20 protein-coding genes are annotated in these 19863 nt (G+C 44.6%); 13 read left to right on the top strand and 7 right to left on the bottom strand.

The window, feature by feature from the left end:
• Positions 1 to 3: 3 nt before the first annotated feature.
• From AACX68_RS09125 to AACX68_RS09180, 12 genes are all read left to right on the top strand, one after another.
• The gene (locus AACX68_RS09125) at positions 4 to 273 is read left to right on the top strand and encodes a hypothetical protein (protein WP_228857909.1); all 270 of its coding nucleotides are present in this window, start codon (positions 4 to 6) and stop codon (positions 271 to 273) included.
• A 10-nt stretch (positions 274 to 283) separates the two neighbouring features.
• Positions 284 to 496, top strand: coding sequence for an ANR family transcriptional regulator (locus AACX68_RS09130; RefSeq protein WP_228857910.1), 213 nt, complete (start codon positions 284 to 286; stop codon positions 494 to 496).
• Positions 483 to 752: a VRR-NUC domain-containing protein gene (locus AACX68_RS09135; protein WP_228857911.1), complete on the top strand. Its 270-nt coding sequence runs from the start codon at positions 483 to 485 to the stop codon at positions 750 to 752. The genes AACX68_RS09130 and AACX68_RS09135 overlap by 14 nt, the downstream gene beginning before the upstream one ends.
• 361 nt (positions 753 to 1113) lie before the next feature.
• A complete protein-coding gene (locus AACX68_RS09140) occupies positions 1114 to 1920 on the top strand; it encodes a phosphoadenosine phosphosulfate reductase family protein (RefSeq protein WP_228857912.1) in 807 nt (268 codons plus the stop codon).
• A 22-nt stretch (positions 1921 to 1942) separates the two neighbouring features.
• The gene (locus AACX68_RS09145; protein ID WP_228857913.1) at positions 1943 to 2236 is read left to right on the top strand and encodes a hypothetical protein; all 294 of its coding nucleotides are present in this window, start codon (positions 1943 to 1945) and stop codon (positions 2234 to 2236) included.
• An 86-nt stretch (positions 2237 to 2322) separates the two neighbouring features.
• Positions 2323 to 2481, top strand: coding sequence for a hypothetical protein (locus tag AACX68_RS09150; RefSeq protein ID WP_228857914.1), 159 nt, complete (start codon positions 2323 to 2325; stop codon positions 2479 to 2481).
• 63 nt (positions 2482 to 2544) lie between these two features.
• On the top strand, positions 2545 to 3927 hold the full coding sequence (locus AACX68_RS09155) for a DEAD/DEAH box helicase (protein ID WP_228857915.1): 1383 nt from the start codon (positions 2545 to 2547) through the stop codon (positions 3925 to 3927).
• A gap of 36 nt (positions 3928 to 3963) precedes the next feature.
• Positions 3964 to 4188 carry a DUF4224 domain-containing protein gene (locus AACX68_RS09160; protein ID WP_228857916.1) on the top strand — a complete coding sequence of 75 codons (225 nt, stop codon included), beginning with the start codon at positions 3964 to 3966 and terminating at the stop codon, positions 4186 to 4188.
• The gene (locus AACX68_RS09165) at positions 4188 to 5225 is read left to right on the top strand and encodes a tyrosine-type recombinase/integrase (protein WP_228857917.1); all 1038 of its coding nucleotides are present in this window, start codon (positions 4188 to 4190) and stop codon (positions 5223 to 5225) included. The genes AACX68_RS09160 and AACX68_RS09165 overlap by 1 nt, the downstream gene beginning before the upstream one ends.
• A 387-nt stretch (positions 5226 to 5612) precedes the next feature.
• On the top strand, positions 5613 to 6875 hold the full coding sequence (locus tag AACX68_RS09170; RefSeq protein ID WP_228857918.1) for a tyrosine-type recombinase/integrase: 1263 nt from the start codon (positions 5613 to 5615) through the stop codon (positions 6873 to 6875).
• Between the two features lie 252 nt (positions 6876 to 7127).
• On the top strand, positions 7128 to 8339 hold the full coding sequence (locus tag AACX68_RS09175; RefSeq protein ID WP_228857919.1) for a DUF3800 domain-containing protein: 1212 nt from the start codon (positions 7128 to 7130) through the stop codon (positions 8337 to 8339).
• Between the two features lie 647 nt (positions 8340 to 8986).
• Positions 8987 to 9196, top strand: coding sequence for a helix-turn-helix transcriptional regulator (locus tag AACX68_RS09180; protein WP_099116081.1), 210 nt, complete (start codon positions 8987 to 8989; stop codon positions 9194 to 9196).
• A gap of 72 nt (positions 9197 to 9268) precedes the next feature.
• Here the strand turns inward: AACX68_RS09180 and AACX68_RS09185 are convergent, their stop codons facing one another.
• Positions 9269 to 9448, bottom strand: a complete 180-nt coding sequence (locus AACX68_RS09185; RefSeq protein WP_228857920.1) for a hypothetical protein — start codon at positions 9446 to 9448, stop codon at positions 9269 to 9271.
• A 132-nt stretch (positions 9449 to 9580) separates the two neighbouring features.
• On the opposite strand from AACX68_RS09185, the gene AACX68_RS09190 reads away from it, so the two are divergent.
• A complete protein-coding gene (locus AACX68_RS09190) occupies positions 9581 to 12355 on the top strand; it encodes a DUF927 domain-containing protein (protein WP_228857921.1) in 2775 nt (924 codons plus the stop codon).
• Positions 12356 to 12877: 522 nt separating this feature from the next.
• Here AACX68_RS09190 and AACX68_RS09195 read toward each other — a convergent pair.
• The 6 genes from AACX68_RS09195 to AACX68_RS09220 all read right to left on the bottom strand — a co-directional run bounded on the left by AACX68_RS09195 (position 12878) and on the right by AACX68_RS09220 (position 19655).
• Positions 12878 to 13486, bottom strand: coding sequence for a hypothetical protein (locus AACX68_RS09195; protein WP_228857922.1), 609 nt, complete (start codon positions 13484 to 13486; stop codon positions 12878 to 12880).
• Positions 13483 to 14673 carry a DUF2515 family protein gene (locus AACX68_RS09200; RefSeq protein ID WP_228857923.1) on the bottom strand — a complete coding sequence of 397 codons (1191 nt, stop codon included), beginning with the start codon at positions 14671 to 14673 and terminating at the stop codon, positions 13483 to 13485. Before AACX68_RS09200 ends, AACX68_RS09195 begins: the two co-directional genes overlap by 4 nt.
• Positions 14674 to 14771: 98 nt before the next feature.
• Positions 14772 to 15005 carry a hypothetical protein gene (locus AACX68_RS09205; protein WP_228857924.1) on the bottom strand — a complete coding sequence of 78 codons (234 nt, stop codon included), beginning with the start codon at positions 15003 to 15005 and terminating at the stop codon, positions 14772 to 14774.
• Positions 15002 to 15814 carry a DUF4123 domain-containing protein gene (locus AACX68_RS09210; protein WP_228857925.1) on the bottom strand — a complete coding sequence of 271 codons (813 nt, stop codon included), beginning with the start codon at positions 15812 to 15814 and terminating at the stop codon, positions 15002 to 15004. The genes AACX68_RS09205 and AACX68_RS09210 overlap by 4 nt, the downstream gene beginning before the upstream one ends.
• Positions 15815 to 15819: 5 nt before the next feature.
• A complete protein-coding gene (locus AACX68_RS09215; RefSeq protein ID WP_228857926.1) occupies positions 15820 to 17853 on the bottom strand; it encodes a type VI secretion system Vgr family protein in 2034 nt (677 codons plus the stop codon).
• Positions 17854 to 17897: 44 nt separating this feature from the next.
• A complete protein-coding gene (locus AACX68_RS09220; RefSeq protein ID WP_228857927.1) occupies positions 17898 to 19655 on the bottom strand; it encodes a type VI secretion system baseplate subunit TssF in 1758 nt (585 codons plus the stop codon).
• Positions 19656 to 19863: the final 208 nt, after the last annotated feature.

Raw genomic sequence — 19863 nt, forward strand, 5'->3', positions numbered from 1 at the left:
ACCATGAAACGTTGTGAAATATGCGGCGGCTATTATGGCAAGCCGAAATCCGTAGCTATTGGTGAAAAATGTTGCTTCGTTATTACGACCAGTGATGGACGAGCCATTAATTACCGAATGGCAACCGGAAAATTAAAGCAGATTATTAATGAAAAAATATATGCTGTTGTCTATCGTAGAACCACTTATTACGTCGATTTAATCACCCATCCTGACGACCCGTCACCCATTAATATTCTATGGGATGGAAACTGCATCTGCCCTACTGAATAAAGGACGTTCTATGTCATTTAAATACCGAGACAGCCCGTTATATTTTCGGGCTGCGCGTGAGGCTGCGCACATTGAACGCGAGGGCGATTATTTACGGGCGTCAAAAGTATGGAATAAAGCCGCTCGCCATTCGCGAAATACCTTAAATATTGCATGGGCAGAAATCCGATCCGAATTTTGTTTAAAGCAATACCACAGGGATAAATTAAATGAAAATACGTGAGGATGTAATCGAAAAACATTTAGTTAATGAAGTGAAAAAAGCCGGTGGCATTGCCTATAAGTTCGTTTCCCCCGGTCGCCGTGGCGTACCCGACCGGATATGTGTACTACCGAATGGGCAGGTTATTTTTGTTGAGTGTAAAGCACCGGGCGAAAAACCTCGCCCTGACCAGTTACGGGAACACGAAAGGCTCAGGGCTTTAGGGCAAACAGTTGTGGTTTTGGATAGTAAAAATGTGGAGGGAATGATTTTATAATTCACTTCTTCTATTTGATTTTATTAACATTTCCTATCAAATAGGGTACAATGAAGTATATAAAAAGCAAATTTATAAACTCAGAAAATGAATGATTAGAGGAGTAATAGAAGATGAAAAAAGCCAACAAAAAACAAAAGATTTTTATGAAGCTTTTTCTTAAAGTTAAACAATATAGGCCATTAGCTCCATATCGTTTCGCTAATCTCACTAGATATGGAGCTAATGGTCCATAGATAATTATCATATTTTCAATATGAAATCAATAAAACTCCATACATACAAAATTTAAAACTGTCACTTTAAATTCCCAAGCACCTTTCCGACATAAAACTCAATGTTAACAACAGGAAATAACCTTATGATTGTCATGTCATATGGGGGGGGTACTAATTCAGTCGCATTATTAATTGGGTTATTAGAAATAGGTTTAATGCCCGATTTAATTACATTCGCTGATACGGGTTGTGAGAAACCACATACTTATAATTACCTCTCTGTAATAAATAATTGGCTACTTTCAAATGGAGGCCCACAAATAACCATTTGCAAAAAAGTATTTCGGCAAGGTAGAACTAAAGCTGAATGGGTATATCAGGAGAAAGATTTATATACCTATTACCGTGAACGAAATATGTTACCGTCAGTCGCATATGGTTTTAAAAATTGCAGTCAGAAATTTAAAATCGAGCCACAAGAAAAACTATGGAATAACCATCCGCTTTGTAAAGCAGCATGGGCACGTGGTGAAAAGGTCATAATGCTTGTGGGCTATGATTTTGATGAAGAAACACGAGTGCTCAATGCCCGGCGCAGTTTGGCTAACGATGCCGTTCTGTCGAAGAAATTTCGATATGAATACCCGCTGTATGATTGGGGATGGGACAGAGAAACTTGTATAGAAGCTATTCAACGTGCCGGGCTTCCCAGACCGGGAAAAAGCTCTTGCTGGTGTTGTCCCTACACTAAAAAGAGTGAACTTTTACGCCTCCAGCAAGACCATCCTGAACTGATAGAAAAAGCCCTAATTATGGAACGTATGGCCGACCTGAAACAGATTAAAGGGCTAGGCCGCCGCTGGAATTGGAGTGAATTCTTACAAAACCCTAAAGGCTACGACATGGATGATGTTGACCATGATATGCCGTGTGGTTGTTATGACGGATAAAAATAAATTAGAGGACATAATCATGAGTAATCAATTTAATGAAGAATCATCATTCGCTGCCTACATTAATCAAATTTCACCACGAGATATTGTCTATACCGCCGAATTAGAAATAACTGATTTCTACAAAAATGGTGAGGGTAAAGCAGTAGCATATGGCAAAGTATTTAATGACAGTAAAAATCGTTTCCCTGACGGCTCTGAAATAATCACGTCATTAGTTCAGAACGCCGGGAGTTATGAATCTGACGGGTATATAAAAACCCAAAATTCTATTTATAAAATAAGGAAACCAAGTAAAGATAAAGAATCTTAGTATCCTGATTAACCATCAATATAAACGGCACTTCACACTATCACCGCGTCAATGTCTGACATAAGATATCTCTAAAAGGAGGTTATATGTCAAACAATACGAACAAGTTACCTAAGAAAAAAGCCTACAAACCTAAAACATGCCCTTTTTGTAATTTCTACGGGATCCGAAGTTACCCTGAAAATAATAAATGGTCATGTAGCATGTGCGGCATTATGTGGACACCGGAAGAAGACAAACGATAACTTACCTACCCTGCATTAGCAGGGTTTTTTATACCTATCTCTTTACTGCTTTAAGGGCAAAGTATGAAACCATTCACCCCCCGCCCCTACCAAAACCATATTGTCAATTTCATCATTGATACCCCTCGTTGTAATGTGTGGGCTGGTATGGGTATGGGCAAAAGTCTAGCAACATTAACGGCAATGGAAGATCTGTATATGGCTGGCAGCGAAACACAGCCAACCTTAGTTTTAGCGCCATTACGTGTTGCGCGTTCCACATGGCCGGATGAAGCGAACAAGTGGAACCATTTCCACAATATCGAAGTACAGTCTATTGTTGGCAATGCTAAAGAGCGCATGGAAGCGCTTAAAAATACCAATGCCAGTGTCTTTACCATCAATTATGACAACCTCGTCTGGCTGGTGGAAACGTTAGGTAATCAATGGCCGTTCGCCACTGTCATAGCGGACGAGAGCACACGGTTAAAATCGTTCCGATTACGGAAAGGCGGTAAACGCGCCGCGGCCTTGGCAAAAGTTGCTCATAAATATGTCAGACGCTGGGTCAATCTCACCGGCACCCCCTCCCCAAATGGCTTGGTCGATTTATGGGGGCAAGCATGGTTTATCGATCAGGGTGAACGACTAGGCCGCACCTACAATGCTTTCACTTCTCGCTGGTTTAATAGTATCCGCTTTCCAGGTCAGCAGTGGGTAAAACTGGAACCGTGGCCCTGTGCCCAAGAGCAGATGCAAGCAGCTTTAAATGATGTGACCATCGCCTTAGATGCCGCAGATTGGTTCGATATCGAAAAACCAATCCACAACGTAATTCGTGTCGATCTGCCATCCAAAGTCCACCAGCAATATAAGGCGATGGAAAAAGAAATGTTCATGGAGTTGGGCGCCATTGGCGTTGAAGCACTGAACGCAGCGGCAAAGACAGTTAAATGTCTGCAAATCGCCAGCGGCGCTATCTATACCGATGAGAATAAAAACTGGCAGGAACTGCACGATACAAAATTACAGGCTTTAGACAGCGTTATTGCTGAATCGGGCGGAATGCCCGTGCTGGTGGTCTATCACTGGAAGCACGATTTAGAAAGGTTACTGAAAGCATTTCCGAAAGGCCGGCATCTGGACGCTGACCCTCAGACACTACGCGACTGGAACACTGGCAAAATCCCCGTGATGTTCGCCCATCCAGCCAGTGCAGGCCACGGCCTGAACCTACAGGATGGCGGGAATATCTTAGTGTTCTTTTCTCACTGGTGGGATTTGGAGCAATACCAACAAATCATTGAACGTATCGGCCCCACCCGTCAGGCACAAGCCGGGCATAACCGCCCTGTTTTTATCCATCATATTATCACCGTAGGTACAGTCGATGAGCTGGTGATGGAACGCCGTAATTCTAAACGTGAAGTGCAGGACATCTTATTAGAGGCCATGAAACGTAAGTGATAGTTATCAGAACGTTTTCATATATCAGAGGTAAATATGGATACGAAAAACGACATTATCAGTGACGCAGATATCATAGAATTAACGGGATTCAAGATCCCATCCAAACAATGCGAAGCATTAAAAGAAGCCGGAATATTCTTTGTGACTCGCCGTGATGGTAGACCCCGAACAACGTGGGAACACTTCAATAATCCTTTATCACAAAGGATGAAAAACACTCCCGCTATCCAGGAACCTAACTTCGGAGCTTTAGACTAATGAGTAGAAAACGCAAAAACCCCGCAGATAACTGGATGCCCCCGCGTGTTCGGCGGGGTCGATCTGCGTTTGAATTCCAGACACCTGACAACCGGACTGTCCGGTTATGTGATCTTTCCGCAACGCAAGAAGAAGTGTTGGCTGCTTATGAAAAAACGCTTATCGACGAGAAAGGAGAGGAAGAAAAAAGGGATTTGTCCGCACTGATTAATGCTTTTTTCCGTTCAGCGGACTTTAAACGACTAGTTCCGGAAAGTCGGCGTGATTATTACAAATACGCTAAAAAGGTAAATTCCGTTTTTGGCAAAATGGAGCCAGACACGATTAAACCAGAGCATATCCGCCGTTATATGGACAAACGGGGATTGCGTAGCCAAACGCAGGCGAACAGAGAAAAGAATTTTATGTCTCGCGTATTTGGTTGGGGGTATGAACGTGGGCTAGTCACTAGCAATCCGTGCAGAGGTGTGAGGCAATTTAAAGAAATTCCACGGGATCGGTATATCACCGATGATGAATACAACGCAATATACTCTGTATCCCCTCTGGTGGTTCAAATCGCAATGGAACTTGCCTATTTATGCTGCGCTCGACAATCCGATATTTTAGGGCTGACTTATGCGCAAGTCGCTGAAGAAGGGATATACATTAAACAGGGTAAAACTAAAGTTGCCCAAATCAAACTATGGACAGAACGGCTGTATAGCGCTATTGAGAAAAGCCAGCATTTGCCTGTTGAGGATGGTGTCACCAGTATCTATGTCATCCATCAACGCACCGGAGCGCGGTACGCCCGTGATGGTTTTAATAGCCGTTGGCGGAAAGCTAAACATACTGCGAAAGAGAAATTTCCAGAACTGGATTTCAACTTCACTTTTCATGATTTGAAGGCCAAAGGGATATCGGATTTGGAAGGAACATTACAGGAGAAACAACGAATATCTGGTCATAAAAATATCGGTCAAACGGCCAGATATAACCGAAAAGTAGCATCAGTTCCGGTGGTTGGAGGGCAGAAAAAACCGCTCTCGAAATGAGAACCTTATCACGCCAAGGTACTTCTAGTCCCTTCTATTTTATTTCACTATATCTTCACTTTATCCCATTTTTGATCTTGATAACATATTGATTTTATTGGCATCTAAAAATTACGTTTATAGCGACAATTTAGTTAACTAATTGATTTTTAAGGAAGTACTAAGAATTTAAAATCCCTCGGCTGTAAGGCTGTGCGGGTTCAAGTCCCGCCCTGGGCACCAAATATAAGTTTACTAACGTCTACACTAGTAAACCAACTCTCAGAAAGACCTGATAAATCAATCAGGTCTTTTCTTTTTATGTCTACTCTAGTCTATTGCAATCAACATGCACGGCGGGGCATAATCAGGGGCACCTACACTTCTATTTTAAATGTGCCCCTTATAATGAAACTAAACGCACGACAAATCGAAACAGCAAAACCCAAAGAAAAAACCTACAAACTCGCTGATGGTGGCGGCCTCTATTTAGAAGTCACGACACGCGGCTCGAAGTACTGGCGTATGAAGTACTACCGCCCCACCGATAAGAAAGAAGACCGACTGGCTTTCGGTGTCTATCCTGCCATCTCTTTAGCTGATGCTCGCACCAAACGAGATGAAGCAAAAAAGCTGATTGCTCAAGGGATTGATCCCAAAGCCGAGAAAAAAGACGCACATGCTGGAGTAAAGGGAAAACATACCTTTGAAAAGGTCGCCCGTGACTGGCACGCCAGCAATAAACGTTGGAGCGAAGATCACGGCAACCGCATTCTACGCAGCCTTGAACATTATATTTTCCCACATATTGGCAGGCTTGATATTTCCACTTTACGGACAAGCCAACTTTTAGCACCGATCAAAACCGTTGATGCTGATGGAAAACATGATATTGCCCAGCGATTACAGCAACGTGTCACTTCCATCATGCGTTATGCCGTTCAGAATGATATCCTTGATTCCAATCCGGCTAATGATATGGCTGGTGCACTTTCTACTGTTAAATCTAAACATCACCCCGCCCTGCCCCACGAACGTTTACCTGAATTTTTGAGCCGACTTTCTCGCTATCGTGGACGCTTAATCACCCGTATCGCGGTGGAACTGACTTTATTAACATTCGTCCGTTCCAGTGAATTGAGATTTGCGCGTTGGGAAGAACTCGACCTTGAAAATGCTGTCTGGAAAATCCCTGCCACAAGAACAGCCATTGAAGGCGTTAAATTCTCCGAACGGGGCATGAAAATGAAAACGGAGCATATTGTCCCTTTGAGTCGTCAGGCTGTCATTTTGTTCAAATCATTACGCGAACTGAGCGGTGACTGTGAAGTCATGTTCCCTAACGATCACGATCCACAAAAGGTCATGAGTGAAAGCACGGTTAATAACGCCTTGCGTGGCATGGGCTACGATACCAAAACCGATGTTTGCGGGCATGGGTTCAGGACAATGGCTCGTGGAGCAATGGGTGAATCAGGATTATGGAACGATGACGCCATTGAACGCCAGTTAAGCCATGTAGAAAGAAAAAATGTCAGAGCTGCCTATATTCACACCTCTAAACATCTGGATGAACGGAGACTGATGGTTCAATGGTGGGCCGATTATCTGGATGCCAACCGCGAAAAACATATCACGCCGTATGATTTTGCTAAGAAACGCCGGAAGTAACATTAAGTAACATTAAGTAATATTTATAATATACTGAATAAAAGATGATTTTTTAGACTTTGTTGGCACTACCAACAAAGTCTGCTTTTTATACAACCATAGTTTTACTATCTCATCTTTAATCTGATAGTTAGCTCAGTGCCAAAAGCAGTCATTGCTAGCACTCTCTTTAGTCAATAAGCGGGGAGCAGATCAGCCTTTTTTATGATATAAATTTATAGAGGCTACCATTAGCAATCAAAAGGATGCTGCATGTTATTACCCAATAGACTTCAAAATAAAAAATATACCTTCTACTATGATGAATCTAACAACGTAAGAAAATTGGCTTTATCAGATAAGATTGACGGATATAACATTGAACATGATGAAGATAAGTATTCAAGTTTCAACTTTGTTTTAGGTGGTGTGGCACACTTAAATGACTCATCTACGGCTGATTTCGATGCACTTAAAAAATCCATTATGCTTCAACCTACAGCGAATGAGATCAAGAGAGACCATCTAGCAACTGGCGACTTCATCTTTATGCTTAACTCTCGCAAGCTTAAAGGGATGTTTGAATGGCTGCTACAAAGCGATCTCTATGTTCAATATTTTAATCTCAACATGGAATACTGGGCTTACCTTGATATTATTGAAGACTGCGTTCTATTCTGTCTTGAAAAGAATCTTCTTAGCTTTCATTCTAAAGAACATTGTCGGCACTACCAAGATGTCCACAAAGATGAATTGTATAAAATAGTCTCTTCTAATCGAGAAAAATTCATAAGGTTCCTGAAATCCTATGATTATCCATATTTTACAGGAAAAGAAAAAAGCTTCCTTAAAGAGCTACATGACATAGTTCTTGATCACTATAACACCCTTCTTTATAAGCCTCTTGCTACACAAGACGAAAAACTACACATGAATAGCCTTAGAGAGCTACTTGAAATGTGTATTGAAAACGAAATGGATGATTTCACTCTTACCACAGACTTCAGATTTGAAGCTAAAGAAGAGAAACCTAAAGCCAGTGAAGATGGAGATCAGGATAATAGTAGTGATAACTACTTAGTAGATGCTTTTGCTCTCTTCTATCGATACCGTGGCATGGATTTTCCTAACAGTAAGCACATTTTTGATGTTGAAGAGGTTGTAAAAGAGAGCTTTGAGTCTTCGCTCCCGCATGATGAAGAATTGGCAAAGCTGGATTATCAGTTTGATGTTTCGCACGATAATTTATTTATTCAAGTGAGTGATGTTGTTGCCGGAGTTTTCCAGAAATACTTTGCCTATTTGAATGCCAATCGCATTGAAGACATAAAAAACGTTCGCGACAACCTCAACCCAATACAAAAAGCTAACCTTGAGCTTTTTAGAAAACTTATTAACAAGTCAGATAGTGAAAATAAACAGCTTTTATTTTATGTAATGTCTATGCGTGAGTATGAAAAACATTATCAATTTACATTTGCTTGATAAAAAGGGGGAAACCCCCTTTTTGCTTTACCTACACCTTTCTCTAATTAACTTCTCCTTTAATTTGATCTTTCGTATTTCCGCTCCTCGCTCATAGCTGACTTTCAGATTTAGCCGTACCTTTCTACAGAATCCTGCCAGATAGAGTAACGGATCAATCCATCATAGTATAACAATCATCATATGGTGATTTTTTATCCTTTTCTGGCAATGCTAGCAAAAAATATTTACGTGCAATTCATAAACTATGAAGAATTTTATATTCTGATCTTGTCAACAATTTATTTTACCTTTCTTTTGATTGAACTTTACGCGAAAGATGTTTTTTTAAACTTTGTTGCCCAAGACAACAAAGGCTGTTTTTCATACAAAAAATAAATAATTAAAGCTCCACGCTCTGCATAAATAATATATTCCCTTATTTTTCAATTCATTAATAAAAAGCATTCATTATACATATGATTGCTTTTTAATCTTCTGTGCCCGTGGCACGCAGGACTGTTTTTCATACAGCCAATACCTCACATTTAATTTTACGAATTGCATAAAGAGTTTACGCTTTCAATTAAACAGAATTTTTAAATAATCCTCTGTCATCAAATAACGTCTACCAAGGCATTTCAAGGACTCGATAACAGGGGGTATACATGCCAACAATGACAACATCTAAAGAAAGTCTTATTCGCCTGCCAGAAGTTCAGCGCAGAACAGGCTATAGCAAGGCATGGATCTACAGGCTGATTAAAGAAGGTCAATTCCCGAAACAAGTCAAAATCGGCCCTCGTTCGGTTGCATTTGTTGAATCAGAAATTGATGGCTGGGTAGATCAGCGGATTGCTGAGTCTCGTGGAATTTAATGACATGTACCTACCATTTGATAAGAATACAAAAACTAAGGGTAGCACTTGCCTACCCTTAACTTGCTTTTTTCAGAGGTTAGATTCAATACCTCTTGATTGCAATTCTCTACGGACAATGCGCTTAATCCACGCAGATAAAGATTCATCGCCATCTTGTGCCTGGGCTATTTCCATGAGCGCCCGTAGTTCAGGATCAAGTCTGAATTGGAATGGAGGATTGCCCCGACGGGTATTTTTGTGTGTTGACATGTCAATTATACTCACTGTAATGTATTTATGTGTCATTACACATTACCTATATCAATATGAAAAAACAACGCCCCAGTGTGCTGGAACACATCTGAGGCGTCTGACCAATAACCGTTATTAGGAGTAACGATAATGGCTGATACACAGCATAATCAAACTCGCCCTAAATTGACATCTTTGGATAAATCAGGCAGCCAAAAACCGCTCGAATTTATCCAAACCGTGAAGCAATCCGCTATGTACTATTGGGGAAATCTGTTGCCTGCTTGTGGCATTGAGATCCCAGCAAAGGATAAACATAGCGCTTGCCCTGTCTGCGGCGGCACCGACCGTTTTCACTTTATTGATGACCACCATCACGGCAACTGGCACTGTCGCCAGTGTGATCTTCCGAACTACGGAGATGGATTGGATTTAGTAGCGAAAACCAACCGTATCTCAGTTCTTGAGGCTGCTAAGATTGTTGCTAACGTACTGGCATTACCTTTGCCAGAATCCAAACCAGCCAAAGAAATCACTTATCCAGTACAGCCGATTGCCGAAAGAGTCGCGGCACTGATGGCACAGACTGTCGTGGGGCAATCTCCCTATCTGGCTGCAAAGGGACTACAACACCATAATCAGCGTTTACTGGAAGATAGTTCCTTATTATTGGCACTGACAGCGTTAGATAAAAAGGTCACTGGTGCACAGATCATCAAACCTGACGGTGAGAAAAAATTACTGTCTGGCAGCCAGAAGAAAGGCGCATTTATTACTGTATCAGACCTGGAAAAAAATCCCGACACGCTAATCATTACCGAGGGTTATGCCACTGCACTGACGGTTAGCCAACTCTATAAAGGCACTGTTCTGGCGGCGCTGGATGCTGGCAATTTGCTTTCTGTCGCTAAAGCCATTCAGGAGCGTTGGCCGGACACGAAAATTATTCTGGCAGCAGATAATGACTGGCATCACCCTGGCGAACTGGATAAGAACGGCAAACCAAAAGTAAATATCGGCAAGATTTCAGCAGAGAAAGCGGCTCTTGCAGTGAATGGTTGGGTTACGTTACCACCTACGGAATACAAAGCCGATTGGGATGATTATCGCCAGCAGCATGGTATTGAGGCCGCAAAGCAGGCATTCAGTAATGGATTGTATCAGGCGGTAGAGAACGTAGCAGTGTCAAAATCTGTAACCACTGATTCAGATGAATACCGAGAGAAAGAATACGACCCGCTAAAACCCCATATCGATATCCGCAAGAATGGGATTTATTGGGTTGAACCGAAAGAACAAGGTGGCGAAATCGTCGAAGTCGAAAAATGGCTGAGTGATTACATGGAAATCGTTGGTATTGGCAATGATGGCAGCGAAGGTTATCTCATTATTAAGCTACGTCAGGAAGGCACAGGAAAATATATTGTTGAGGCACTTCCGCGCCGTGAAATCGGGATGCCGGTTGGCTGGGCCAGACTGCGTTCGCGGGGAATGAACATCACCGTAAAAAACAGTCTGTTGCCTGTTTTAGCTGAGCATCTGCAACGCAGCGGCGATCGCCGTGAATGGGTTGTGACACAGAAAGCAGGCTGGCACTGCGGCGCATATGTCATGCCGGACGGTGAAATCATCGGTCAGCCCTATATGCCTGTCGCGTTCAGTGGCGGCACATCTGCCATTGCCGGTTATGTGGTCAGGGGAAGCGCCGAACAGTGGATAACACACGTTGCGTCATTACTGCAAGGCAACCGCTCAATGATGCTGGGCGTACTGGTGGGATTGTCTGCCCCACTTAATTCACTGACAGGCGGGACCTGCTTTGGTGTGCATTTATTCGCCCAATCCTCCGCAGGGAAAACCACCACCGTTGAGGCGGCCAGCAGCTTATACGGTGATCCCGAAGAACTGAAATTATCATGGCATGGTACTAACCACGGTTTAAACAATGAGGCCGCAGCCCGTAATGATGGCTTTATGCCCATTGACGAAATCGGACAAAGCTCGAATCCGAAGGAAGTCGCTAACAGTGCCTACAGCCTGTTTAACGGTGTCGGTAAAATTCAGGGAAAACGGGAAGGTGGGAACCGTGCCGTGATCCGCTGGAAGATTGCTGCTCTTTCAACAGGCGAGGAAGATTTAGAAACGTTTCTGATAAAAGGCGGGATCACCCCAAAAGCCGGGCAGCTTGTCAGACTGCTCAGTGTGCCGTTTATTGATACGGCATGTTTCAATGGCTATGAGGATGGTGATTCCCATGCAAGAGCCATCAAACGCGAATCCAAACGCTATTGTGGTGCCGCGGGTCGGGCATGGATTCGGTGGTTGTCTGAGAATCAGGAGCAGGCAATCGACATGACCGCCCGTAAAGAAAAAGAATGGCTTGATGCCCTGCCAGAAGAAGCCTCAGCGCAAGTCAAGCGCGTTGCCGTGCGTTTCGCGTTACTGGATGCCGTTGGAGAGCTGGCAACCCATATCACTGGCTGGAGTAAAGAAGCGAGTCGCGCCGCGATAAAACAAAGTTTCGATGACTGGTTAGCCGACTTTGGTATCGGAAACAGGGAAAAATATCAGGTAATAACGCGAACGCGTGACTTTATCCAGAAATACGGGCTGTCACGCTTTCAGCCTTATACCTATGGTAGACCAAACGGGGATATTGACACCTCACATGCCATGAGAATTAGCGATCTTGCCGGGTATCTGGTGCATAACCGCCGTCATGATGGACAGGCTGAATACCATATTATCCCCAGTGTATTTGAAGCAGAAATATTGCAGGGGTTACAGAAGAAATCAGGCTTTGAAGCCTTAGAAGAGGCCGGAATGTTGGTTAAAGCGGAGAAAGATCGCTTTATCAGCAAAACCATCTCAGTAAACGGCACTCAAGGGCGGTTTGTGGTGCTGATTTTCAGGGACGAGGATTAACCTCACGTAGGAGAAAAAACGTTGGGATAACGGGATATTGGGATAAGACAGATTTATTTTAATATATATCAGATAGTTATAGTTGTTTTAATTACCCCGTATTATCCCGCGCTATCCCGTAACATTAGGTGATTACAAATAAAGTGATATCGTGGCAATGGCAGTTATCCCGAAAAAAATTTTGCTCTGGCAGGTATTAATTCTTTGAATTTAAAGTAATTTAAAGCTGTGAGGTTATGTTACGGGATAAGCTGGGATAATATGGGATAGAGTAACACAATGAAATATATAATAAATATGTCATTTACCCCGTTATCCCGTGAAAATTGGCGCAGTTATATAAAGATAATCGATAGTAACGGTTATGTTTTTTCAGCTCTCCGAGCTACCGGGTTAATGTATTAGCCCGGTAGCTCGGAGATGACAAGCGTAGCGCGTCAGTGTCAATCTGAATTTCGGGTGTGAAAATATTATCTTCTCACACTAAGTTGAGTTTGCTTCATTGATTTGCCCACGGCCTGGCTACCGTGCCTTAGCAATCTCCATAGTGATCATATATCGTTCTTCATTAGGATGCCTGTTATCTTTAAAACATCCCAAATTCATCATGATCCGATACTGATCATCGGCTCGCCAATTGGTTGTTTCAGAACACTTCATACTGCGAAGTTGAGTTCGTAATTCTGATGTATTAGCCAAAGGAGGAGACCTCGGCACCCAACCTGCTTTACGCCACTGTTCTTGTAAATCCAGTACGATCTGGATCACATCATCGTAGAGTAACGGCTCGATTTGTGGAGACATACGTACACTATAGATTATTCCATCTTCATTAAAGGAAACAGCTAAAAATCTGGCAGGTGGGGTAATGAATCCATATTTTGGGTCGATAAACCGTAATCGCGCATCCGTTTTTGGAATATTATGCCAAATCTTACCCGGAAGGTGTGGAGCAATAGTGGCACTGGAACGCTGTCGCATATCCTCGTAAGGTTCACCGATTATCAGAGCTATCACAGGTTCCTTGGAATAAAAGGAATGGTAGAGGTAAACTGCGGTCAGCCCTAATGCAATGAAAATCGTAAGGATTAAACCATTACGCCACCAACCTATGCGTTGTAAGAGACTCATTCTACACCTCGCCCTGCCGCAATATTTTTTAGAGATTCTTCGAGCAAACTTCGATTGCTATCATGCAGCATCTCATCAAAACGGGTTGCTGCTTTATACACGAAAGGCATACGTTGTTCTATATCAGAAAGATCGGCCAGTGACTCATCACTAAATTCGATAGTACGGCCATCATCAACACGTCGGCACTGGCTCGCCAACGTTAATTCAACCGATTCCGCTACACCAGAAGGAAAGCCAGTGACAAAAGAGATTTGATTACTCCGTAATAATAAGACTAAGTGAGTATCACTGTACATTGTGGGTTGTAATATATTGAGTTGTTCGTGATTAGCGAGATGCACAACACCTTGAGCAATTCTACCTGCATCTATAGCCTCAAAGGCGAGTAGAATATCTTCATAGGAAAGGCCAAACTTAAAATTCTTTTGTCCTATCGGCCACAATATTGGAAATTGGCTATTACCGTAGATATTTTGACGCGCACCTAGACAAGTTTTGAGTTCTTCCAACCCGCGTTGCTTATAGAAAGCATGCAGCGGGTATACATCTAAAAATAACGTTGTATTTCCCAACGCCATCATTTCATACACATGGTCGAACTGTTTCTGTGTAATGCTTAATTTATCACCAGGCAAACGGGCGTCGGGCATAAATGACATAGGATTATCTTCTCGAGCTTGCTTATGTTCTTCCATAGCATGAGCAATATTTGCACTCTCATTCTCGGTCATAGGCTTTGGATAAATTGGCCAATCCAGTTGCCATGATGTATCAACCTCCATTACGCTCTTAACTACACGCTTTTTAGTGTCACTTTGAGCTTGTATCTTTTCGTTCATCTTAGATGCATGCAGCAAACCACATCCCACTTGTTTGGAAGCAAAAGCAGCAAGGCCTGCCCATTGAAAACGGTTATCTTCCAGCCATATTTTAGCGTAAGCCGCATTAATACGTTTGTTGCGCTCCTTAGGATCTGCAATCAATTTGCCGCCGGGCGCAACAATGTCTTCGGCCTCTTTCTGATACCTGCGCCAAACACACTCACAGGTGAGTACGGGTACATCAATAACTTTAATTTGTTTTCCGTCTTTTTCTTCGAAATGACAGTCACACGCGGCCACTGATTGGGTGCTTTTGTACAACGCCATATCATCGTATTTATGTTTTTTAAAGACTTCAGTCATTTACATCTTCCTGATTAAGATAGGGTTAATATCATTCCGTTACTAAATTATTTATATCCGTCATTCGACTCATTCCTATTTTTAATGAGGCGCTCCAACTAAACTGACTGAGAAGGATTTATTTTGACGGTAAACGGTGTACTGGTTAAACCTTTTTCAAGATTCATCCCGTTACCATCACTCGTGCCTGAATGTTCCTGTCCTTTATTTGTCAGTGTATAAGGCGTATTAGGTATCGGCTCATGTGTGTAGTCTCTAACCAGTTTAATGTATAAATCGTCTTTAAGTATTTTCTGGCAATCATGACAATAAACCGAATTTTCATCACTCATCGCTCTCTCTCCTGTTCTTTTTCTTGTTCCATCGCCAGTAGGTAATCCTGACTGGATACTTTTTCAATACGTTGTCCGGCTTCGAGTTTTTGTCGCAACCACTGTTCAATCCGGGGTTCTAAACTGCCTTCTGGTTGATCCCATTGTTTCGCCATTGCACCGTGGTTTTCCCATAAATCGTTATAAAGGGAGCTGGTGAAGACTTTCAGTCCGTAAGGTGAACGTAACCAGACGGCCAGTAAATGTTCACCCAATGTAAACGGGATTTCACTGTTACCTTCGCTACACGCGTCGGGACGGCAAAACCACATCGGTTGCGGCCTGTCTATCACCAGTTCGGTGACGGGTGACAGCATCAGTGACCAGTCGCTGGGCGTAAAGGCAGGCATCAGTGCGCCCAATATCCGCGCATCCATCATGCGGAACAGCACCGGTTCGCCATTCATCATGACCCATTGCCGCTGCTGCCAGTGGTTAAGCTGTTCCTGCCACGGTGTCGGGCTGCGGTAAGCCCAGCCCCAGCTATTGTCACTGAGTGCATGGTTATCCAGCACGGCCCCTATCTGAAATAACTGGTTAGCCTTCGGTTGCACCAACCACGGACTCTGTTTCAACATATTGCGCATCGGGGTACCGCTATACAGCGGAAATGCCTGTTCAACCCAGTCATGGCGGTAAAATGGCTCTATCGGATTCGGTTTAGCCAGTGAATTGAGAATGAAGAAGACAGGCGCTTTATTGGATTCATTCAACCAGTCTTGCCAGCTTATTGCAGATTCTGTGTTCTCCATTGTGGTAACTCTTTCCATTGTGTTTACTCTTTAACAGGTTTAATGACTAGACTGGCATCCTGTTGTGCCAGTTCTGCACAAGCCGGTTGCACCGGAAATTCAGTGACCGGAAGCACTTCCGCCATCGGGAGCTGTTCTACTTGTGCCAGTGGTGCCACGCCTTCCGGTAATTGCAGTGAAACCCCTCGCCCGCTGCCACCTGAACCCTGCCCTACATTAATCATTGAAGACAAAATGCCAGCAGGAGTGACTTTCAGAAAACTGCCGCCCACTTTCAGCGTGATTTCTGCCGCCGCTTCCAACACTACCTTGCCGCCACTTTTCAGGTGGATTTCCTGCCCGCTGTCAATCACGGTCGCATCGCCGGTCTGGGTATGCTGGCTGCCGGCAATCCGGTGCGACACATCGCCTTCAGTGGTGATTTTGCGCGAACCCGCCACCTGATGATGGTCATCGGCACGGATATCATGGTAACGGTTATTATCGATACGTTGTTTCTGGTCATGTTTGATATGCCAGTGAGCATCGTTTTCGATATGCGCAGTGAAATCTTTCTGGCCGTGGAGATAGATTTCCTCACTGTCTTTGGCATCCTCGAAACGCAGTTCGTTAAAGCCTTTGCCTTTGTGGGTCTTGGTCTTAAACGTGGTGCGGGTTTTTTGGGCCGGTAAATCCAGTGGCGGGCGGTTCAAGCCGTTATAAACACAGCCGGTGACAATCGGTCGGTCAATATCACCATTGAGATAGGAGATAATCACTTCCTGACCGATACGGGGTATCGCCATAAAACCAAAACCGTTACCATTCCAGCCCTGGGCCACCCGCACCCAGCACGATGCCCCATCATCCGGTTGGTCGTAGCGGTTCCAGTGAAAATGCACTTTAATCGCACCGTCTTTATTGATAAAAATTTCTTCCCCTTTCGGGCCGACCACAATGGCGGTTTCATCCCCATCGGCCAGCGGTTTATAGTGGAAAGACGGACGCCAGTCGGCAAGGCCGTCGATAAAACTGAAATGATTGGAGAGCGTGGAGCCTTCACCGCCACTGTCGCCCAGTGCCTGTGGGCAACGCCCATGATGACTGATGCCGACCACCTGCCAACGCACATTCAACGGCTTATGCGGGTGATTTTTTATCTCAAAGATTTTGCCCGGCATCAGTTTGATGCAGTTACTGCTGCCGCTACCGGTCTGTTTCTGGTTGTCCAGTGCTTCCTGCCGGTATTTTAAAAACGGAATAGCCGCCGCATCTTTCTGAAAACGCCCGTAACTTTCAAACACGGTATAGGGGGTCTGACTGCCAAAATCACGGAAACCTTCGCTGCTGTGCATATGGGAGAGGTGATAACGCGGCTCTGCCGGGTTGAAATCCTTATGCAGGCTGCGCTGCGGACTCATACCGACACCCAACCGTACCTGATAAATCGTATCGGTTCCGTAGGCTGTTTCCGGCTGGGGCTGGTATTGCAGCGGCAGCCCGGCAGTCATCCCCAGATGGCTGTCGCTGAAAAACGCCGTTTCATCCTCAAACCAGAAACTGATGCCCTCTTCCGCCGCCAGACGGCTGAAAAAACTATAATCAGACTCCCGTTTCTGGGTCACGTATTCCCGGTCCTGATGTACATCGTAGAGCTTAGAATCGGCCTGTACCCGGTGTTTTTTCAGCAGGCTGTTTAAAATCGCCGGGACATTTTGCTGATGATAAATCCGGCTGTCCTGATTGAGCGTCAACCGCCAGCAGGCAGGCCGCACCGTCAGAGTATAGAGTGTCTTATTGCCATCGGTGCCAACCCAGTCCGCATGGGAGATGATGCCGGTGATTTTACGTTGCAGCCTGTCCCCGTTAAACACCTGCAATACCGCTTCCTGCATCAACAGTGAGGCCAAATCAATGTCAGTCTGTGGTCTGAACGGATTCGCGTTACCGGCTCTGACCAGCGTCAGGTTCAGGGTAAAGAGTTCTGATAATCCCTCTTGCAGGGAGAATTCCCCCACAGCAAATGTGTCTGCCGGCACACCGGCAATAGTGCAGACAAAACGTAATCCACTTTTCATATTGATTCTTTCCTTATGGTTTCTGTCATGTGTTCCTTAATCCATTACATTTCCGGGCGTAGTCCATCGACATGCCAGAACTGCCACAGTGCCTTGTGACTGTCCGGCGTAAAAATCTCCAGCATGACAAACGCAGACTGGGTGATAAAACACGCCAACGCCTGATTGATTAACCGACAAAACCGATACATCTCCCCCGGATTACGGTAGCAGTCGGGATTTAGCGTCAGCGCGAGTAAATGCCCGCGCACAGAACGCCCCAGCCGCATCCGGTCGGTCAGGCGCTCTTCCACCTGCACAATACCGTCAATATGCTGACGGAACTGGCGGCTCAGGGGGCGATGCGTGTCGGCATACGGGTCAAATAGCCGGAGAAACTGTTTCAGGCTGTCGGTGGCAAACAGCATCATTGGCGGGCTGGAAAGGCAGGACAGCAGCGGCCAGCCGCTCTTTTCCTGCAACAGAGGTGGGTAATCGGTCGTGACCGGTGTGATATTGTGGACGCTGAGATGAGACGGTGCACCTTCCTGCGTCACACTAATCGTGCCTTGCTTCAATGCCGGTGCCTGTTCATGGTAGCCGGTGAAATAACACAAAATCGCAATGGCGGGTAAGTTGTTGGCCGGTTTGCCCGTCAAATCAAAAAAATGCAGCCGGTGCTGGATTCGGCCCAGAAAATCAGGCTCAGTCTGAAGCTGGTAGTAAAACGTGTCGGGTTGATCACTCCCGTCTAGAAAATGCCCAGCCGGGGTAAACTGTTCAATCGGCAGCCAGTGATACGGTGTCCCGCGTTGTTCACTGTCATCGGGCTGTTCCACAACCTCAATATCACCCAGCCGGAACAACCGCACCGACTCTCCCAACGGCAGAGAATAACGGTGGTTGTCAGCTTCCAGCTCAATGGGCAGGCTTACCCGATTTTCCAGATGAATAGCCGGTACACAGCCCAATAAGAATGTCTCGTCGATATCCGTCAGCGGCAATTCACCCTCGAAACGAAAAATCAGTTCAAATGTACCATCCGCATTCAGGGGTACTTTTGTACAACTTTTGCTGATATCCAGTGTGACAAAGTTATACAGTGGGGACAGGGCATAATATTCCACCAACGGTTGCAAACCAGAATACGTATTTTTGGGCACCGGCAGCACCGGACTATCCAGCAGATCATGCCAGCCATAAGGAAAACCGCGCAGCTTTCGCTGCTTGCCCTGCGTATTCAGGCTGACCTCACAAATATATTGATCCAGCCACAGACTGAGCTGGGCGGCCTTTTCGGTGTCCGTGCCGAGGAAAAAAGTTAATGCACCACTTTGCCAGACCGGAGATGTCGTGCCGGTCTGGCACAGGGTCAGCATAATTTCACTGTGAGTGCCGGTTTTTTTCACCGTGCGTTGTTGTACGACCAGAGGTTCAATATGCAGCGGACGGCGGGTTTTAAACGTCATTAACTGCCCGTTGTGGTGAGCCGAAACGGCGGTATCCACCGGAATATCTGTGCAACCCTGATGTTCACCATCGGCGGGATAAAACTGGAGTATCGTGGTGGGTGGGATGGGACATAACGCTAACGACCAGATACGGGACAGAATCCCGTGGGTGATTTCGGGGAGTTCGTCCTCCAGTTTAGCCCGGACACTGGCAATCAACAGGGCAAAGGCTTCAAAAAGACGCGTAATATCGGGGTCATGAGAGGAAATCAGAAAATCGGCCAGATGCGGTGAGTCTTTCGCCACGCGCTGTGCCAGTTCCCGCAAATAGGCACGTTCTCGCAGGTACAGTGATTCCTTGTTGTTGTTCATTATGCTTACTTTTTTATGTTAGATTTTTTTATCCGGCAGGTTAATTTATTGTACATACTCATCAATAAAATTAATTAACCAATTAGATGGAATTTTCACCTGATTTTGGCAGAATATGGCGAAATTAGTGGAATAGGCACGGAACTATAGAAAAAATAAGGTTAATACGAACTGCCCCGATTTGACTCGCCTCTGGCTAAACGTTAAT

This window comes from Xenorhabdus sp. PB61.4 (genome assembly GCF_963894935.1).
In the GTDB taxonomy this organism is placed as follows: Bacteria; Pseudomonadota; Gammaproteobacteria; order Enterobacterales; family Enterobacteriaceae; genus Xenorhabdus; species Xenorhabdus stockiae.

What these genes read in the sequence shown, in the direction of transcription:
- AACX68_RS09170 (WP_228857918.1), top strand. Translation starts at nt 5,613, where the DNA reads ATGAAACTAAACGCACGACAAATCGAAACAGCAAAACCCAAAGAAAAA.
- AACX68_RS09145 (WP_228857913.1), top strand. Translation starts at nt 1,943, where the DNA reads ATGAGTAATCAATTTAATGAAGAATCATCATTCGCTGCCTACATTAAT.
- AACX68_RS09175 (WP_228857919.1), top strand. Translation starts at nt 7,128, where the DNA reads ATGTTATTACCCAATAGACTTCAAAATAAAAAATATACCTTCTACTAT.
- AACX68_RS09160 (WP_228857916.1), top strand. Translation starts at nt 3,964, where the DNA reads ATGGATACGAAAAACGACATTATCAGTGACGCAGATATCATAGAATTA.
- AACX68_RS09205 (WP_228857924.1), bottom strand. Translation starts at nt 15,005, where the DNA reads ATGAGTGATGAAAATTCGGTTTATTGTCATGATTGCCAGAAAATACTT.
- AACX68_RS09190 (WP_228857921.1), top strand. Translation starts at nt 9,581, where the DNA reads ATGGCTGATACACAGCATAATCAAACTCGCCCTAAATTGACATCTTTG.
- AACX68_RS09195 (WP_228857922.1), bottom strand. Translation starts at nt 13,486, where the DNA reads ATGAGTCTCTTACAACGCATAGGTTGGTGGCGTAATGGTTTAATCCTT.
- AACX68_RS09210 (WP_228857925.1), bottom strand. Translation starts at nt 15,814, where the DNA reads ATGGAAAGAGTTACCACAATGGAGAACACAGAATCTGCAATAAGCTGG.
- AACX68_RS09215 (WP_228857926.1), bottom strand. Translation starts at nt 17,853, where the DNA reads ATGAAAAGTGGATTACGTTTTGTCTGCACTATTGCCGGTGTGCCGGCA.
- AACX68_RS09185 (WP_228857920.1), bottom strand. Translation starts at nt 9,448, where the DNA reads ATGTCAACACACAAAAATACCCGTCGGGGCAATCCTCCATTCCAATTC.
- AACX68_RS09180 (WP_099116081.1), top strand. Translation starts at nt 8,987, where the DNA reads ATGCCAACAATGACAACATCTAAAGAAAGTCTTATTCGCCTGCCAGAA.
- AACX68_RS09135 (WP_228857911.1), top strand. Translation starts at nt 483, where the DNA reads ATGAAAATACGTGAGGATGTAATCGAAAAACATTTAGTTAATGAAGTG.
- AACX68_RS09150 (WP_228857914.1), top strand. Translation starts at nt 2,323, where the DNA reads ATGTCAAACAATACGAACAAGTTACCTAAGAAAAAAGCCTACAAACCT.
- AACX68_RS09200 (WP_228857923.1), bottom strand. Translation starts at nt 14,673, where the DNA reads ATGACTGAAGTCTTTAAAAAACATAAATACGATGATATGGCGTTGTAC.
- AACX68_RS09125 (WP_228857909.1), top strand. Translation starts at nt 4, where the DNA reads ATGAAACGTTGTGAAATATGCGGCGGCTATTATGGCAAGCCGAAATCC.
- AACX68_RS09220 (WP_228857927.1), bottom strand. Translation starts at nt 19,655, where the DNA reads ATGAACAACAACAAGGAATCACTGTACCTGCGAGAACGTGCCTATTTG.
- AACX68_RS09140 (WP_228857912.1), top strand. Translation starts at nt 1,114, where the DNA reads ATGATTGTCATGTCATATGGGGGGGGTACTAATTCAGTCGCATTATTA.
- AACX68_RS09165 (WP_228857917.1), top strand. Translation starts at nt 4,188, where the DNA reads ATGAGTAGAAAACGCAAAAACCCCGCAGATAACTGGATGCCCCCGCGT.
- AACX68_RS09130 (WP_228857910.1), top strand. Translation starts at nt 284, where the DNA reads ATGTCATTTAAATACCGAGACAGCCCGTTATATTTTCGGGCTGCGCGT.
- AACX68_RS09155 (WP_228857915.1), top strand. Translation starts at nt 2,545, where the DNA reads ATGAAACCATTCACCCCCCGCCCCTACCAAAACCATATTGTCAATTTC.